This window comes from Flavobacterium sp., from assembly GCF_023151265.1.
Classification (GTDB): Bacteria; Bacteroidota; Bacteroidia; order Flavobacteriales; family Flavobacteriaceae; genus Flavobacterium.
Genome location: NZ_JAKLJH010000049.1, coordinates 1 through 15662 on the forward strand (window position 1 = coordinate 1; position 15662 = coordinate 15662).

Consider the following 15662-nt stretch of genomic DNA (forward strand, 5'->3'; position numbering starts at 1 on the left):
GGTTTCGATAATAGCGATTGTTTGTCCCACTTGAACTACATCATCGGTATTAAATAAAATTTCAACAAGTGTTCCTGCAACTTCTGAAGGCACTTCACTATCTACTTTATCAGTAGCAATTTCAAGTACTGCTTCGTCCATTTCAATTTTATCACCAACTTTTTTTAACCAGTTAGTAACTGTTGCTTCTGCAACACTTTCACCCATTTTAGGTAATTTCAATTCAAACTTTGCCATATCTTTAAACTAAAGTTGTGTTTTTGTATTTGGTTTGCAAAAATACTAATTTTTCATTCGTTTTTTAAACAATTCAATAATTTTTTACAACAAAATTATTTGTCCTCTATCATTCGAATTATTACTTCCAATTAGGTAATTCGAACTAGAAATATAATTCTTGAAACTTAGATTTTTACCTTTATTTGATTGCATAAAAGTAATAATTTCAGCAAAACTAAAAGTAGTAGTATCGAATATTATTTCAATGTTTTTATGCGATTGATTCACAAATTGATTAAAATCAGATAAATAAGTTGCTTTTTTTGATAGGTTTAACTCTAAATTTTCTTTGGAAAAAACAACATATTCATCAATAGTTCTGACTTCATTCTTCTGCTGATTCTTCTTCAAAAGACTAAAAACGAAACTTCCAACTTGCATCATTACATCAAAAAACCATGATTTCTTGAAGTGTTTTTTATAGAAAAACTGCATCGCTTCACGGAAACGTTTCATATAGGTTCCGTCTCGAACAGTGCTTTCTCCTTTATAATGAATCACCGAAGTTTCATGAAAGTAATAATTCGATTTTCCTGTTTTCAAAACCAAATAACTCAAATCGATATCATCAGAATACATGAAACAATTTTCATCAAAACCACCGACTTCGAGATACAAGTCGCGTTTCATTACCATAAAAGCTCCCACCAAAATATCAACTTTTCCCGATTCATTTTCTGATAAATGCTGTGCATAATATTTTCCAAAATAATTTGAAATTTTATATAACCCAAAAATCTTAGTGAAAGCTACCCAAGGAGTTGGAACGCCACGTTTGCTTTCGGGAAGGAAATTTCCAGCTCCGTCGATTAATTTGCAACCGATTATTCCGAGTCGCGAGTTATGAGTTCCGAGTTGGGAGTTTAAAATTTTAGTAAAAGTATCTTCCGCAACCACAGTATCTGGATTTAAGATGCAAATATATTCGCCTTTAGCTTGGGCTACACCAATATTATTTCCTTTTGGAAAACCTAAATTATCCTTATTTTCGATTAGTTTGATGTGCGGAAATTTGGTTTTCATCATTTCGCAACTATCATCAGACGAAGCATTATCAATCACAATAATTTCTCCATCAATACCTTCCAATGCTTTTTGAACACTGAGAACGCATTGCTCTAAAAAATAGCGGACATTATAGTTGAGAATAATTACGGATAATTGCATGATTTATTGAGAATCTTTTTTGTTGTTCCAAAAATACACTAATTCGACTTTTTTATCTTTCTCAATAATTCTATAAAATAATGATGTTTGTTTGGATATAACTATTTTGTAAACGTTTTTATGAATTTGCCCAATTAAAGGATTAATTGATAACCTTTTTAAATTTTCATCAACTAAGATAACAAAATTATCAACTTCTTTTTGATTCCATTTTAAATAAATAAAATCAATTTCTTCCATATAAGTTTCAACAGCTAAAGGAACCCAAACAATCTTATATTCCATTCAAAAAAGGATATTTCTTTTTTAAATTTGACATAACTTCTTCATGAGTAAAAACAAGACCTTTGTCTGCTTGTTCAATACCCAATTCAATTGCTTTTTGGACATGTTCTGGTAATTGTTCCCAAGCTTCATTACCTGCAACAACTTGACTTTTCGGAGTTACTTCGTAAGCTTCTGTTGGTTCTTCTATTTTATTTTTCTTTTTGGAAGTCATAAAATGCATTTTCACAAAGTTAGGAAATAATCTATAATCTTTAGATACAATAAACTATTTTTGCATTTCTAAATTGTATTATGAATTACTTATCAGTCGAAAATATCTCTAAATCCTATGGCGAGCGTGTGTTATTTGACAACGTTTCGTTTGGAATTAACAAAGATCAAAAAATAGCTTTTATTGCTAAAAATGGTTCAGGAAAAACCACTATTATGAACATGATTAATGGTTTGGATGAACCTGACACGGGTCAAGTGGTAGTTCGAAAAGAGATTAACATGGCATTTTTGTCGCAAAACAATAATTTGCAAGACGAATTAACCATTGAAGAAAATATTTTTGCTTCAGATAACGAAATCCTGAAAGTAATTGAACGCTACGAAAAAGCTTTAGAAAATCCGAATGACGAAGAAGCGTATCAGAGAGCTTTTGATGATATGGACCGCCACAATGCTTGGGATTTTGAAACACAATTCAAGCAAATTTTGTATAAACTGAAGTTGGAAGACTTGAAAATGAAAGTCAAAAACATGTCGGGTGGACAAAAAAAGCGTTTGTCGTTAGCGATTATCTTGATTAGCAAACCTGATTTGTTGATTTTAGACGAGCCAACCAACCACTTGGATTTAGAGATGATTGAATGGTTAGAAGATTATTTTGCAAAAGAAAACATAACGTTGTTTATGGTGACGCACGACCGTTTCTTTTTGGAACGTGTTTGTAACGAAATCATCGAATTAGACAACGGAAAAATCTATCAATACAAAGGGAATTATTCGTATTATTTAGAGAAAAAAGAAGAACGCTTGGCTTCTGAAAATGCGAGTATCGACAAAGCACAAAATTTATTCGTAAAAGAATTAGCTTGGATGCGTCGTCAACCAAAAGCTAGAACGACTAAATCAAAATCACGTCAAGATGATTTTTACAAAATTAAAGAAGTTGCCGAAAGTCGAAGAAAAGAAAATGTGGTAGAGTTGGAAATCAACATGGAACGCATGGGAAGCAAGATTATCGAAATGGTAAAATTGAACAAAAATTTCCCTGACAGAACCATTTTAAAAGATTTCAGTTATTCCTTTCAACGTGGCGAACGCATTGGAATTATTGGTAAAAACGGAACCGGAAAATCGACTTTTTTAAACATTTTAACGCAAACCATTCAACCCGATTTAGGAAAAGTAATTATTGGCGATACTATTAAAATTGGCTATTACACCCAAAGCGGAATCAATCCAAAACCCGGACAAAAAGTTATTGATATCATCAAAGAATATGGCGAGTATATTCCGTTAACGAAAGGAAAAATTATTTCGGCTTCGCAATTGTTAGAGCGCTTTTTATTTGACGCCAAAAAACAATACGATTTTGTAGAAAAATTAAGCGGTGGTGAATTGAAACGTTTGTATTTATGTACGGTTTTAATTCAAAATCCGAATTTCTTAATTTTGGATGAGCCAACAAATGATTTAGATATTGTAACTTTAAATGTATTAGAAAGTTTCCTTTTAGATTACCCAGGATGTTTATTGGTTGTGAGTCACGACAGATATTTCATGGATAAAATTGTAGATCACTTATTTGTTTTTAGAGGCGAAGGAGAAATTGAAGATTTCCCAGGAAATTATTCTGATTTCAGAGCGTATGAAGATTCGGCTGAACCAAAAGTTTTGAATTCGGTAAGTACTGAAAAGACAAATTGGAAAGAAAAACAAACAGCTTCAACAGGTTTGAGTTTCAACGAACAAAAGGAATTCAATAAAATTGAAAAAGAAATCAAAGATTTAGAATACAACAAAAAACAAATCGAACAAGAATTCGCCGACGGAAAAGTTTCGGATGATAAAATTGAAGCGAAAGCTAATGAATTACAAAAGATCATCCAAGCTTTAGAAGAAAAAGAAGAACGTTGGTTTGAATTGAGTTCGAAAATGGAATAAAAAAGTAATTAGTGAATAGTAATTAGTGAATAGCCAGACTAATTACTAGTCACTTTTCACTAATCACTATAAAATGCAGCACATAATCAAATCCTACATAAAATTCCTTTTCCACTCCAAAAACGAACATGGAGTTCATTCGCCATTTGTGTTTGATTTGGTCACGAAATGCTTTTATGACAATACCAAATATCCAGAATACGAAGTATTAAAATCCTATCGAAAATCGATTTTAGAAAATAAAAACACTATTGAAGTAACGGATTTTGGAGCAGGTTCACGCATTTTTAAATCGAATACAAGAGAAATTTCAAAAATTGCCCAAACCGCTGGAATTACTCCAAAAAATGCGGAATTGCTTTTTAGAATCGTTCGTTATTTTCAACCAAAAAGCATTTTAGAAATTGGTACTTCATTAGGTTTGGCCACTTCAGCACTTTCTTTAGCAAATGAAAATACAAAAATTATCACTTTAGAAGGTTGCCCAAATACAATGGCCACTGCAAAAAAAATGTTTCAAGTTTCAAGTTTCAAGTTTCTCAATAATGCTGTTGATTTTGTAAACACTGAATTTAATTTGTTTTTTGAGAACCTGAAACCCCAAATCTTCGATTTGGTTTATTTTGATGGCAATCATTCCAAAAAAGCGACTTTAGAGTATTTTGAAGCCTTACTTCCAACGGTTTCAAATGATTCTGTTTGGATTTTCGATGATATTCATTGGTCTGCCGATATGGAAGAAGCTTGGGAAATCATAAAAAATCATCCAAAGGTTTCGGTTACAATTGATACGTTTCAATGGGGAATTGTCTTTTTTAGAGTCGAACAAGAAAAAGAACATTTTATCATCAATCCGAATAAAACGATTAGTTCGCATTTGTTTGAAAGAATTCGTTTTTAGTTGTAACAAATTCCTTTCTTTTTCTACTTATAGATAGTTTTGAAGTCAATTTTCTGAATTCAAACTTCTAAATTCTAATTTCATTATGGCAAATCCGTTAATCAAAATAACCAATATCAAAAGAGATTTTCCTTTAGGAAACGAAATCGTATATGTGTTAAAAGGTATCGATTTAGAAATCAATAAAGGTGAATATGTAGCGTTGATGGGACCTTCAGGTTCTGGTAAATCAACTTTGATGAATCTTTTAGGTTGTTTGGATACGCCAACTTCTGGAACTTACATTTTGAACGGAAAACACGTAAGCGAAATGCAAGATGATGAATTGGCAGGAATTCGTAATAAAGAAATTGGATTCGTTTTTCAAACGTTCAACTTAATGCCACGAACAACAGCTTTGGATAATGTTGCTTTACCAATGGTGTATGCTGGTCATTCCAAATCAGAACGTGTTGAAAGAGCTACTGAAGTATTGACACAAGTAGGACTTCAAGACCGTATGGATCACAAACCGAATCAGTTATCGGGTGGTCAACGTCAACGTGTAGCGGTGGCGAGAGCTTTGGTAAACAAACCATCCATTATTTTAGCCGATGAGCCAACCGGGAACTTAGACAGTAAAACGTCGGTGGAAATTATGAATTTATTCAACGAAATTCACGCCAACGGAAACACTGTAATTCTAGTAACTCACGAAGAAGATATTGCAGCTTACGCACACAGAATCATTCGTTTACGAGACGGAATTATCGAAAGCGATACGATAAATCAAAATATTAAAAAGTAATTTTATATTCGATTCAAATTACATAAATGAATGATGTAATAAAGATATATTCGGCAGTTAATGTAAGATCATTTGTTACATTTTTTTGGACTATCATTGCACTTACGATTTCAGTTATTGCTTCAATTTTTGCTTATGCTTTAATTAAAGATGGCTATTGGAAAATATCTTTTTTCACCTTACCCTTTATTTTATTGACACCTTATGTAATATTTTTTAGTGTGAAATCTAAAATAATTTTAACTAAAGATTCTATAATAAGGAAAGTTCCATTTAGTAGTAAGGAAATAAAATATTCTGAAATTAAAACTCTTAAAATTTACGATACAATAGGAAATGGATATGGCTCAGTTTCTTATCTTGAAAGCGAAAAACCAAATTCAAAAAGTCTATTTACTTTAAAAACAATTTTTGTATCGGATATAGAAAATTCTCATCCAAATAAATTCACAAAGGGCAAACAATTTACTTTTCATGATACAAATGATATTTACTTATTTCTTGAAGAGAAAATTTCTAGTAACCAAGTTGATTAAGTAATGTTTTATTATTGAAAAATCTTTTTCAAAATAACTACCTTTGCTCAAAATTGCCAAAATGACTTTTTCCAACTACTCTAAAGAATTTTCATATAACTTAAAACTCGCCTACCCTATTATTTTAGGAATGTTAGGTCATACCGTTGTGGGAATTGTTGATAATATCATGGTCGGAAAATTAGGTCCAACCGAATTAGCAGCTGTGTCATTAGGAAACAGTTTTGTATTCATTGCTATGTCATTAGGAATTGGATTTTCAACTGCAATTACACCTTTAGTTGCCGAATCTGACGGAAAAAATGATGTAGCAGGTGGTCGTTCTGCGTTTCATCATGGGTTGTATTTGTGTACGATTTTAGGTGTGGCTTTATTTACCTTGATATTCTTTTCAAAACCACTTATTGCTTACATGGGTCAACCCGAAGCTGTAGTGGAAATGGCAAAACCATATTTGGATATCGTAGGTTTTTCGTTGATTCCGTTAATTATGTATCAAGCGTACAAACAATTTGCTGATGGTTTGAGCGAAACAAAATATTCCATGTGGGCAACCATTATTGGAAATATTACCAATGTAGTTATCAACTATTTTTTAATCTACGGAATTTGGATTTTTCCAAAATGGGGCATCGTGGGAGCAGCAGTAGGAACTATTGCTTCTCGTTTTGTAATGTTAGGTTTTATGCACTACATGATGAATTTAAAACCAAAATTTCATCCGTATTTTAAAGGATTTAGTTTAAAAGAAATTAAGAAAGAAGTCAACCAAAAAATCATCAAAATTGGAATGCCTTCTGCCATGCAAATGTTCTTTGAAGTAGCATTGTTTACAGGTGCTATTTGGTTATGCGGAATGATTGGAACTACTAGTCAAGCAGCGAACCAAATTGCGTTGAGTTTGGCTTCGTTAACCTTCATGTTTGCCATGGGATTGAGCGTTACTGCTATGATTCGTATTGGAAATCAAAAAGGGTTGAATGATTATGTTACCTTACGAAAAGTAGCGATTTCCATTTTCTTATTAACGATAATAATTGAAGTGGTTTTTGCATTGTTATTTGTAGTATTACACACTAGTTTACCTTACATTTTCGTAGATATCAACGATGTAAAAAACCTAACCGAAAACTTAGAAGTAATCGCAATTTCAGCCAATTTACTTTTAGTAGCCGCTGTTTTTCAAATTTCAGATGGTTTGCAAGTGGTGGTTTTAGGAGCGCTTCGTGGTTTGCAAGATGCTAAAATTCCGATGTATATTACTTTTGTAGCGTATTGGGTAATTGGATTTCCAATATCGATTTACTTAGGATTAGAAACCGAATTAAAAGCCGTTGGCGTTTGGATTGGACTTTTAGCGGGATTAACAGCAGCAGCGATATTTTTGTATATTCGCTTTAATTACTTAACGAAAAAATTGATTAAAAATTAATAACATACAGACAAGTCATTGACTTGCTCAACTAAATTTAAAAACATGAACTTACCAAAATTTGTTATCGGAGATAATACCGATTTTCCTGAAGATATTTTCGTAATCCATTTAGAATATCCAAGATTCGTAATCAATTTAAAAGATGACGAGGTAGAATTTTTAGAAGATATCGAAGAAGAAGACGAAAAAGAATTGGAATCAGAAATGGAACATTTAATTACCATTGCTGGAGAATTCTATGATAGAGAAATTGAACGTTACGAGCAAGAATAATTTTTGATTATGATTCCCGTAGAGACAAGTCAATGACTTGTCTCTACTAAAAATTATTTTTTAAAATATTGTTCCAACAAATTTACAGCCGCTGCAAAAGGTGAAATTTCATTGTTTTGTACGGCTTTTTTGTTTTCTTCTAACAGTTGCATGATATTCGGATGATTATAAAAATGATTCTTCAATTGTTCATTAATCGTTTCCATCATCCAAAACTGGTTTTGATTTTGGCGTTTTTCTTCAAAATAATGATTCGATTTTACCAATTCAAAATATTCGGAAATAATTTCCCAAATCGCATCAATTCCCGTTTTTTCATAAGCGCTACAAGTCGTAACTTTTGGAATCCAACCTGAGGATTTGGCAGGAAATAAATGTAAGGCTCTATTGAATTCGGTTTTTGCTAATTTAGCTTTAGCAATATTATCACCATCCGCTTTGTTGATTACGATTGTATCTGCCATTTCCATGATGCCACGTTTGATGCCTTGTAATTCATCGCCAGCGCCAGAAATTTTCAACAACAAAAAGAAATCCACCATACTGTGAACAGCGGTTTCGCTTTGCCCTACTCCAACGGTTTCAATAATTATCGTATCGAAACCACAAGCTTCACAAAGAATAATAGTTTCACGAGTTTTTCTGGCAACTCCTCCTAACGTATCGCCTGAAGCACTTGGTCGAATGTAAGCATTTTCATCTTTTACCAATTCTTCCATTCGGGTTTTATCGCCCAAAATACTTCCGTGGCTAATAGACGAACTTGGGTCAACCGCTAAAACTGCTACTTTCTTTCCGATAGAAGTTAAATATTTTCCAAAAGCTTCAATAAACGTACTTTTCCCAACACCTGGAACACCTGTAATTCCTATACGAACGGAGTTATTCGCATGTGGCAAACAACCTTTTATCACTTCATTCGCTTTAGCTAAATGTTCAGGATTCGTACTTTCAACTAAAGTTATGGCGCGACTCAAAGCGGTTTTATCACCTTTTAGAATTCCAGCAATCAATTCCTCTGCCGAAGGTTGTTTTCTTCGAAATTGTTGAATTTGATTTGCGACAACCGTACTCAATGTTTCGGGTTGGGCAACGCCTTCTTTTTCTTTTAAAGCAGATTTATGTACACTTGGCTTTTCCATCTAATTTGTTTCGCGAAGTAAAAGTACGGAAAACAAAAACAGTTTCAAAAAGCAAATTGCTCAATGAAACTGTTTCTTTACAAAGTTCACAATTAATAGGCTGCTGTAAATCTAATTTGATGATGTTTTGGATGTTCCACTTCGTCTGCAATTACTACTGCTAAATCTTCTCCAGATAAAATACTTCTCTGATTTTCATCAAAAACTGGATTTTCTAATCCCAAACGATACTTCCCTGTTCTTCCTGTTGTAATTCCTTGATGCATTTCGAAAGCGGGACTAAAAAATGCCCAATCCAATTCTTTTTCTTCTTTAATTAGATTTAGAAAATCTCTTGCTGCAGAAGCGCCTGGGTAAATTTCTTTTGGAAAATCAGGTGTATCAACTGCTTGAAGATTAGGCGCTACAAATAAACTTCCTGCACCACCAATTGTGATGAAACGTGTAACACCTGATTTTTTTACAGCTTCTAGAATTGCTTTTGAACCTGCAATAAAATCATCGTAAATATTAGGATTCGTCCAACCTGGATTGTAGGCGCTAACCACAACATCGTGATTTTTTACAACTCCTAACAATTCTTCAACATTAAAAATGTCAGTTTTTACAAAGGTTACGTTTGGTAATTCTGTCGTTTTAGAATTTCTTGCAATTGCTGTAATTTCATGATTACGGTTTGCTAATTCATTTAAAATGTTTGAGCCTACAAATCCAGTAGCTCCAATAAGTGCAATTTTCATAATATAAATATTTAATAGTAATAAAAAATGTTACAGTTTAAAATAAAAAAATAGCTAAAATTTATTAGCAAATTCTTCTAATGTTGTGGCTTCAAGTTGCTTCATAACCGAATCATTTAGCGTGGTATAAAGCGTACTTAAATTTTGATTAATTTCTTTTCCAACAGGACATTTCGGATTAGGTTCATTTTTAGAAAACCCCAAACTAATTTCTTCGAAAGTTGACTCAAAAATTTGTTTTAAGGTCACTTTTGATGGTGAGATATTTAATTTAGTTCCTCCATTTTTACCCTCTTTACTCATTACAATATGGTTCTTTTTTAAATTAGCAATTTCCTTTCTTACTAAAACTGGATTCAAATTAATACTGCTAGCAATAAATTCAGATGATAAATATTCATCTGGAAACTTAGCCAATAACGTTAAAATGTGAATTGAAATAGCAAACTTACCTGAAATCATACTGTAATAAATTATGTTACAAATTTAAAACAAAAATAAATACCAAACATTAAAAAAGCGTTAAAAATTTAAAACCTTATTTTATAGTGGTATTTTTACAGTCAATTTGAAATACATGGAAAACATCATTCTTTTATTTTTATGTTTGATTTTAGGCGTTGCGCTTCAAAAAGTACCACAATTTCCTAAAAACGCCTATCAAAGTTTAAATCAATATGTGATTTACGTTTCGCTTCCGGCTTTGGCGTTGTATTATATTCCGAAAATTACCATTTCATTAGCTTTGCTTTATCCTCTCGGAATTGCGTGGTTAGGTTTCGGATTATCGTTTGTGTTTTTCTATGCTTTGGGAACCTATTTCAAATGGTCGAAAAAGCTAATTGGCTGTTTGATTTTGACTGGTGGATTGAGCAATACTTCATTCGTAGGATTTCCTATTGTTGAAGCTTTGTATGGTGCCGAAGGACTGAAAACCGCCATTATCGTTGACCAACCGGGTTCATTCGTAGTCGTAACTACATTAGGAATATTAGTCGCAGCTAGTTTTTCAAGAGGCAATTTAAGTACGTCTGAAATCTTACTGAAAATTGTAAAATTCCCTCCTTTTATCGCTTTTACGATTGCTTTATTTTGTACTATATTTTCATTAGAGTTTCCAGAAGCATTACAAAACTCATTTTTACGAATTGGAAATACGGTAACACCTGTTGCTTTGGTAGCCGTTGGACTGCAATTGAAAATCGATACACGAAGTAAACATTGGCGTTTTCTAACTTTAGGATTACTTTTCAAATTGATTTTGATGCCCGCTTTTTTCTTTTTGTTATACAGAATAATATTGAACGGAAAAGGTTTAGTAATCGATGTTTCTATCATGGAATCTGCGATGGCACCGATGATTACGGGAGCGATTTTAGCCTCTAACTACGGATTAAAACCGAAATTAAGTAACATGATGATTGGAATTGGAATTCCGTTGTCGTTGTTGACAGTGACTTTTTGGTATTGGATACTGAAAATATTTTAAACACATAGTCACATTAGTGTTGCTTTGCGTTTAATTAGTCGTTTCACTTTTCATAGTTTACATAGTAAAAAATCGTATAAAATTAACCTACTTATATGTTTAATTTCCTATGTGTCTATGTGTTAAAAACAACACACATTTATTATCTTTACACATCAATTTTACACTATGAATCCTGAAATATTACTTGCGCTTGAAAACATTGTAGGTTCAGCTTATATTTTTACTGACGAGGCTACTCGTAAAACGTATGGTCACGACGAAACGGAAGATTTGAGTTTTCCGCCTCATGTTGTGGTGAAACCTGCGAATACCGAAGAAGTAGCGCAAATCTTAAAAGTTTCCAACACCTATAAAATTCCGACAACACCTATTGGTGCGCGAACGGGTTTGAGTGGTGGTGCTTTATCGATTTATGGTGGCATTGCGATTTCAATGGAACGATTCAATCAGATTATTGAAATTGATGAACAAAATTTACAAGTTACTACTGAACCAGGCGTAATTACGCAAGTTTTACGTGAAGCTGTTGCCGAAAAAGGCTTGTTTTATCCTGTTGATCCAAGTAGTATGGGAAGTTGCTTTATTGGTGGAAACATTGCAGAAAATTCAGGTGGTGCGAGAGCTTTGAAATATGGTGTTACGAAAGATTATGTACTAAATTTAGAAGTGGTTTTGCCAACAGGCGATATCATTTGGACAGGTGCAAATACCTTGAAAAATTCGACAGGTTATAATTTGACACAATTGATGGTGGGTAGCGAAGGAACTTTGGGAATCGTAACTAAAATTGTATTGAAATTATTACCTCAAAACAAACATAATGTATTGCTTTTGGTTCCGTTTTATAAAGCGGAGCAAGCTTGTGAAGCGGTTTCAGCGATTTTTAGAGCTGGAATTGTGCCAAGTGCTTTAGAGTTTATGGAACGTGATGCGATTGATTGGACGTTGAAATTTGTTGAGGATTTGAATGTGGAAGTAAAAGACAACGTTCAAGCGCATTTGTTGATTGAAGTAGATGGGAATTATCCAGAAATTTTGATGCAAGAAGCTGAACAAATTTTGGCAGTCGTAGAACAATTTGAAATAGACGAAGTATTATTTGCCGATACCGAAGAACAAAAAAATGCACTTTGGAAAATGCGACGTTCTGTTGCGGAAGCAGTAAAAGCGAATTCAATTTATAAAGAAGAAGACACGGTTGTTCCAAGATATGAATTACCTAAACTACTAAAAGGCATCAAAGAAATTGGTTCGAAATATGGTTTTCAATCGGTGTGTTATGGTCATGCGGGCGATGGTAATTTACACGTAAACATCATCAAAGGCAACATGACCGATGACAATTGGAAAACGGAAGTCCCAAAAGGGATTCGTGAAATTTTTGAATTGACAGTTGGTTTAAAAGGAACACTTTCTGGCGAACACGGCATTGGTTTAGTACAAAAAAACTACATGGATATTGCGTTTTCAAAAGTACATTTGGAATTAATGGAACGCATCAAAGCCATTTTTGACCCAAATAATGTATTGAATCCTGGTAAGATTTTTCCGGATGGGGAATAGATTTTATTTATTTCTAAGTTGATTTATTTTGTTTGCGATAAATGTATATAATCCCACAAACAATATAAAAATCAAAATCTTCATTAAAATTGAAAGAATAAAATTTGAAGGATAAATATCTAATTGTCTATATATAGTCCAAGAACTTGGCAAATAATCTCTATGTAATGAAGTACTTATTATAACCAATCTTTCAATAGAAAATATTAAAAAGAAACTTGCAAAAATTCTTATAAGTATGTTTTTGGAAAAAAACTTTATTCCGAAAATTTGTGACAATAAAAACCAAAATATCGGTTGTATCCAAATGCCAAACCAATATTTTCCAAACATTCTATCAATCATTGCGCTTTTTTCTACAGGATTACAATCAATATAATAGACAATCGTTCCTAGAACCCAAAAAATAATATAAAGTACTCCAACAAAAGATATAAACCTTTTTGCTTGATTATCAAATTGGTATAACGCTATTTTCTTTATAAAAATTGATAAAATCAAAAAAAGGAAAGAATACAATCCAAATGCAGTGAAAAAATCTAAAATCAATAATTCTAGATTGAAAAAAATATTCATCATTTAATTTTATTAAAAAAGCAAACTACTTCCCCAAAAAATCCACCAAATTCGCATCCGCATTTTTAAACGTTGGCGGTTGTTCAATAATACTTGCCACGCGCTTTTTGTTTAATTTCATGGTAATATCAGCTTCGGTAGTAAATAACAGAGCAGATAAAAATGGGTTGTTGATATGTGGAATTAACTCCGATTCTAAATCGTCTAATTTGCAGATTTTGGCTAATTCTTGCTTTTCAGTGGTGTAAATTTTATACGTCATCGACAATTTTAAGATGTTGTCTTCTACTATAGTTTTTACGTAAATGTTTTGTAATTCGGGTTTTCCAACGGTTTTGGCAAGTGTTAATTTAGCAAATGTTCCATTCGCAATACTGACTCTAACTTGGTTGAAAAATTCGGTATAAGTGATGTTATTTTCGTTCATATTACAATCCTAATGCTTTTACAATTTTCTCATCAAACAACATCGAAAACATGCGGTTCTCTTTGTCTTTATTTAAAAATTTCCATTGGTTTTTTGTCAAATCATCCGCAACTGCAATTAAAGTAGAACGCATTTCGATACGGAACGAATTAGTTAATTTATCATACGTTACTTTTTCAGCACTCATTGAAGATTTAAAAATTTCAATCATCGATTCGGCATCTTCCATTGGTTCTTTAAATTTCATTGACATTACATTGTTATGATCAATAAAACAAAACGTTTTTCCTTCAATTTTCTTGATTTCTCCAAATGAAAAATTTGGTTCAACCTCAACTAACTTTATAGAAAATTGCTCATTTTCCATCATTTGTCCAAACATTGCTTTCATTTGATCTTGCGAAACAATATCAAATACTTTGGGGTAAGTGGTTTCAAAAATGGCATCAAAATTCATATTCACACTCGCTTTGTATGATTTTAAAGCTTCCGTTTTTAATGAAGCCATGTCTTGTGCTAAAACAGCAATAGTTTGAAAAAGAAAGAATACGAAGAATAGAATTTTGGTTTTCATTTTTAGTGATTTTTAATTTTATCAAAGATAGTTAGTTTTGATGAAACACAAATAAAATTAAACACATGGACACATAAGATTTACTATGTCTTTATTTTAGGCGTTTCACTTATCATAATTCACATAGCAAATTAATTAACCTATGTGACTATGTGTTTTAAAAAAAATCCCCAACTACTTTTAGCAATTGAGGATTAGTTTCTTTCTATGTGGTTTTGATTATTCGTTCACCAAAACCCATTCGCCAGAAGCTAACATGCTTTCTGCTTTTTTGTATTTCATGGTTTCGCTTTTTCCACTCATTACGTGTTTGATAGTAACGGTGTCATTACGATTGATTTTTGGCATCTCTCTTGTAATTGTTTCCGTTACTTGAGGTCTCTGACTAGCCATTTCTCCTGCTTTTTTTGCTTCTGAAGCTGGTGAGTCTAAATCCTCTTTTGTTTCAGTATATTGCTCTTGACGTGTTTCTTGTCTTGCCTCTTGAATGTTTTCATTACGATGTGGCAAATCACCTTTGAACAAGAACGAAATTACTTCTTTATTTACATCGTCAATCATTTTCTTGAACAAGTTGAATGCTTCGAATTTGTAAATCAATAATGGATCTTTTTGTTCGTGAACCGCTAATTGAACCGATTGTTTTAACTCGTCCATTTTACGTAAGTGTTTTTTCCAAGCCTCATCCACAATTGCTAATGTGATGTTTTTCTCGAAATCTGCTACTAACGAACGACCTTCTGAAGTATATGCTTTTTCTAAATCGGTAACCACATTTAATGATTTGATTCCATCAGTGAAAGGCACAATGATTCTTTGGTACTGACCATTATTGTTTTCGTATACATTCTTGATAATTGGATATGCTTCGCGAGCATCTCTAGCGATTTTTTCTTCGTAATGAGCTAAAACCGCTTTGTATGTTTTACCCGTAATTTCTCTAGCTGATAATTTTGCAAATTCAGATGGTGTAACTGGAGCACTGATTGAAAAATAACGAATCAATTCAAATTCGAAGTTTTTGAAATCTTCTGCCAATTTGTTTTGTTCTACTACCAATTCGCAAGTATCGTACATCATGTTCGCAATATCCACTTTCAAACGTTCTCCGTGTAAAGCGTGACGTCTTCTTTTGTATACTACTTCTCTTTGTGCATTCATTACATCATCATATTCTAACAAACGTTTACGAACTCCAAAGTTATTTTCTTCTACTTTTTTCTGAGCTCTTTCGATAGATTTTGTCATCATAGAATGTTGAATTACTTCACCTTCTTTTAGACCAATTTTATCCATCACTTTAGCTACTCTTTCCGAACCGAATAAAC

18 protein-coding genes and 1 pseudogene are annotated in these 15662 nt (G+C 32.6%); 8 read left to right on the forward strand and 11 right to left on the reverse strand.

Annotated features, from left to right (window positions below):
- The 4 genes from L6Q46_RS06240 to L6Q46_RS06255 form a co-directional block, all read right to left on the reverse strand.
- A partial coding sequence (locus L6Q46_RS06240) for a biotin/lipoyl-containing protein (RefSeq protein WP_291283584.1) occupies positions 1–237 on the reverse strand: 237 nt, incomplete at its 3' end.
- Positions 238–321: 84 nt separating this feature from the next.
- A complete protein-coding gene (locus tag L6Q46_RS06245; protein WP_291283585.1) occupies positions 322–1446 on the reverse strand; it encodes a glycosyltransferase family 2 protein in 1125 nt (374 codons plus the stop codon).
- Positions 1447–1449: 3 nt separating this feature from the next.
- On the reverse strand, positions 1450–1731 hold the full coding sequence (locus L6Q46_RS06250; RefSeq protein ID WP_291283586.1) for a hypothetical protein: 282 nt from the start codon (positions 1729–1731) through the stop codon (positions 1450–1452).
- Complete coding sequence (locus tag L6Q46_RS06255; protein WP_291283587.1) at positions 1721–1945, reverse strand: hypothetical protein; 225 nt, start codon at positions 1943–1945, stop codon at positions 1721–1723. Before L6Q46_RS06255 ends, L6Q46_RS06250 begins: the two co-directional genes overlap by 11 nt.
- An 80-nt stretch (positions 1946–2025) precedes the next feature.
- Here L6Q46_RS06255 and L6Q46_RS06260 point away from each other — a divergent pair, with 80 nt between their 5' ends.
- The 6 genes from L6Q46_RS06260 to L6Q46_RS06285 all read left to right on the forward strand — a co-directional run bounded on the left by L6Q46_RS06260 (position 2026) and on the right by L6Q46_RS06285 (position 7820).
- A complete protein-coding gene (locus L6Q46_RS06260) occupies positions 2026–3888 on the forward strand; it encodes an ABC-F family ATP-binding cassette domain-containing protein (RefSeq protein WP_291283588.1) in 1863 nt (620 codons plus the stop codon).
- Between the two features lie 73 nt (positions 3889–3961).
- Positions 3962–4789 carry a class I SAM-dependent methyltransferase gene (locus tag L6Q46_RS06265; protein WP_291283589.1) on the forward strand — a complete coding sequence of 276 codons (828 nt, stop codon included), beginning with the start codon at positions 3962–3964 and terminating at the stop codon, positions 4787–4789.
- Between the two features lie 85 nt (positions 4790–4874).
- Positions 4875–5576 carry an ABC transporter ATP-binding protein gene (locus L6Q46_RS06270; protein WP_291283590.1) on the forward strand — a complete coding sequence of 234 codons (702 nt, stop codon included), beginning with the start codon at positions 4875–4877 and terminating at the stop codon, positions 5574–5576.
- Positions 5577–5602: 26 nt separating this feature from the next.
- Positions 5603–6112 carry a hypothetical protein gene (locus L6Q46_RS06275; RefSeq protein WP_291283591.1) on the forward strand — a complete coding sequence of 170 codons (510 nt, stop codon included), beginning with the start codon at positions 5603–5605 and terminating at the stop codon, positions 6110–6112.
- 61 nt (positions 6113–6173) lie between these two features.
- Positions 6174–7544, forward strand: coding sequence for an MATE family efflux transporter (locus tag L6Q46_RS06280; protein WP_291283592.1), 1371 nt, complete (start codon positions 6174–6176; stop codon positions 7542–7544).
- Positions 7545–7589: 45 nt separating this feature from the next.
- Positions 7590–7820, forward strand: coding sequence for a hypothetical protein (locus tag L6Q46_RS06285; RefSeq protein ID WP_008253940.1), 231 nt, complete (start codon positions 7590–7592; stop codon positions 7818–7820).
- A 53-nt stretch (positions 7821–7873) separates the two neighbouring features.
- Here L6Q46_RS06285 and meaB read toward each other — a convergent pair whose 3' ends face one another.
- From meaB to L6Q46_RS06300, 3 genes are all read right to left on the reverse strand, one after another.
- Positions 7874–8962, reverse strand: coding sequence for a methylmalonyl Co-A mutase-associated GTPase MeaB (meaB, locus tag L6Q46_RS06290; RefSeq protein WP_291283593.1), 1089 nt, complete (start codon positions 8960–8962; stop codon positions 7874–7876).
- A gap of 92 nt (positions 8963–9054) precedes the next feature.
- Positions 9055–9702 (reverse strand): NAD(P)H-binding protein, encoded by a 648-nt coding sequence (locus tag L6Q46_RS06295; RefSeq protein ID WP_291283594.1) that lies wholly within the window; start codon positions 9700–9702, stop codon positions 9055–9057.
- Positions 9703–9756: 54 nt separating this feature from the next.
- Positions 9757–10164 (reverse strand): Rrf2 family transcriptional regulator, encoded by a 408-nt coding sequence (locus L6Q46_RS06300; RefSeq protein WP_291283595.1) that lies wholly within the window; start codon positions 10162–10164, stop codon positions 9757–9759.
- A gap of 115 nt (positions 10165–10279) precedes the next feature.
- Between L6Q46_RS06300 and L6Q46_RS06305 the strand changes: the two genes are divergently transcribed.
- Positions 10280–11191, forward strand: coding sequence for an AEC family transporter (locus L6Q46_RS06305; protein WP_291283596.1), 912 nt, complete (start codon positions 10280–10282; stop codon positions 11189–11191).
- Between the two features lie 168 nt (positions 11192–11359).
- The gene (locus L6Q46_RS06310) at positions 11360–12757 is read left to right on the forward strand and encodes an FAD-linked oxidase C-terminal domain-containing protein (RefSeq protein WP_291283597.1); all 1398 of its coding nucleotides are present in this window, start codon (positions 11360–11362) and stop codon (positions 12755–12757) included.
- Positions 12758–12760: 3 nt separating this feature from the next.
- Here L6Q46_RS06310 and L6Q46_RS06315 read toward each other — a convergent pair whose 3' ends face one another.
- The 4 genes and pseudogenes from L6Q46_RS06315 to secA all read right to left on the reverse strand — a co-directional run.
- The gene (locus L6Q46_RS06315; RefSeq protein WP_291283598.1) at positions 12761–13336 is read right to left on the reverse strand and encodes a hypothetical protein; all 576 of its coding nucleotides are present in this window, start codon (positions 13334–13336) and stop codon (positions 12761–12763) included.
- Between the two features lie 22 nt (positions 13337–13358).
- Positions 13359–13760, reverse strand: coding sequence for a hypothetical protein (locus L6Q46_RS06320; protein WP_291283599.1), 402 nt, complete (start codon positions 13758–13760; stop codon positions 13359–13361).
- A gap of 1 nt (position 13761) precedes the next feature.
- On the reverse strand, positions 13762–14334 hold the full coding sequence (locus tag L6Q46_RS06325) for a hypothetical protein (RefSeq protein ID WP_291283600.1): 573 nt from the start codon (positions 14332–14334) through the stop codon (positions 13762–13764).
- A 219-nt stretch (positions 14335–14553) separates the two neighbouring features.
- A pseudogene (gene secA / locus L6Q46_RS06330) lies at positions 14554–15662 on the reverse strand (preprotein translocase subunit SecA); the annotation flags it as partial.

Coding starts and splice junctions, on each gene's coding strand:
- L6Q46_RS06285 (WP_008253940.1), top strand. CDS start 7,590: ATGAACTTACCAAAATTTGTTATCGGAGATAATACCGATTTTCCTGAA.
- L6Q46_RS06280 (WP_291283592.1), top strand. CDS start 6,174: ATGACTTTTTCCAACTACTCTAAAGAATTTTCATATAACTTAAAACTC.
- meaB (WP_291283593.1), bottom strand. CDS start 8,962: ATGGAAAAGCCAAGTGTACATAAATCTGCTTTAAAAGAAAAAGAAGGC.
- L6Q46_RS06325 (WP_291283600.1), bottom strand. CDS start 14,334: ATGAAAACCAAAATTCTATTCTTCGTATTCTTTCTTTTTCAAACTATT.
- L6Q46_RS06300 (WP_291283595.1), bottom strand. CDS start 10,164: ATGATTTCAGGTAAGTTTGCTATTTCAATTCACATTTTAACGTTATTG.
- L6Q46_RS06295 (WP_291283594.1), bottom strand. CDS start 9,702: ATGAAAATTGCACTTATTGGAGCTACTGGATTTGTAGGCTCAAACATT.
- L6Q46_RS06320 (WP_291283599.1), bottom strand. CDS start 13,760: ATGAACGAAAATAACATCACTTATACCGAATTTTTCAACCAAGTTAGA.
- L6Q46_RS06305 (WP_291283596.1), top strand. CDS start 10,280: ATGGAAAACATCATTCTTTTATTTTTATGTTTGATTTTAGGCGTTGCG.
- L6Q46_RS06270 (WP_291283590.1), top strand. CDS start 4,875: ATGGCAAATCCGTTAATCAAAATAACCAATATCAAAAGAGATTTTCCT.
- L6Q46_RS06250 (WP_291283586.1), bottom strand. CDS start 1,731: ATGGAATATAAGATTGTTTGGGTTCCTTTAGCTGTTGAAACTTATATG.
- L6Q46_RS06315 (WP_291283598.1), bottom strand. CDS start 13,336: ATGATGAATATTTTTTTCAATCTAGAATTATTGATTTTAGATTTTTTC.
- L6Q46_RS06260 (WP_291283588.1), top strand. CDS start 2,026: ATGAATTACTTATCAGTCGAAAATATCTCTAAATCCTATGGCGAGCGT.
- L6Q46_RS06310 (WP_291283597.1), top strand. CDS start 11,360: ATGAATCCTGAAATATTACTTGCGCTTGAAAACATTGTAGGTTCAGCT.
- L6Q46_RS06245 (WP_291283585.1), bottom strand. CDS start 1,446: ATGCAATTATCCGTAATTATTCTCAACTATAATGTCCGCTATTTTTTA.
- L6Q46_RS06255 (WP_291283587.1), bottom strand. CDS start 1,945: ATGACTTCCAAAAAGAAAAATAAAATAGAAGAACCAACAGAAGCTTAC.
- L6Q46_RS06275 (WP_291283591.1), top strand. CDS start 5,603: ATGAATGATGTAATAAAGATATATTCGGCAGTTAATGTAAGATCATTT.
- L6Q46_RS06265 (WP_291283589.1), top strand. CDS start 3,962: ATGCAGCACATAATCAAATCCTACATAAAATTCCTTTTCCACTCCAAA.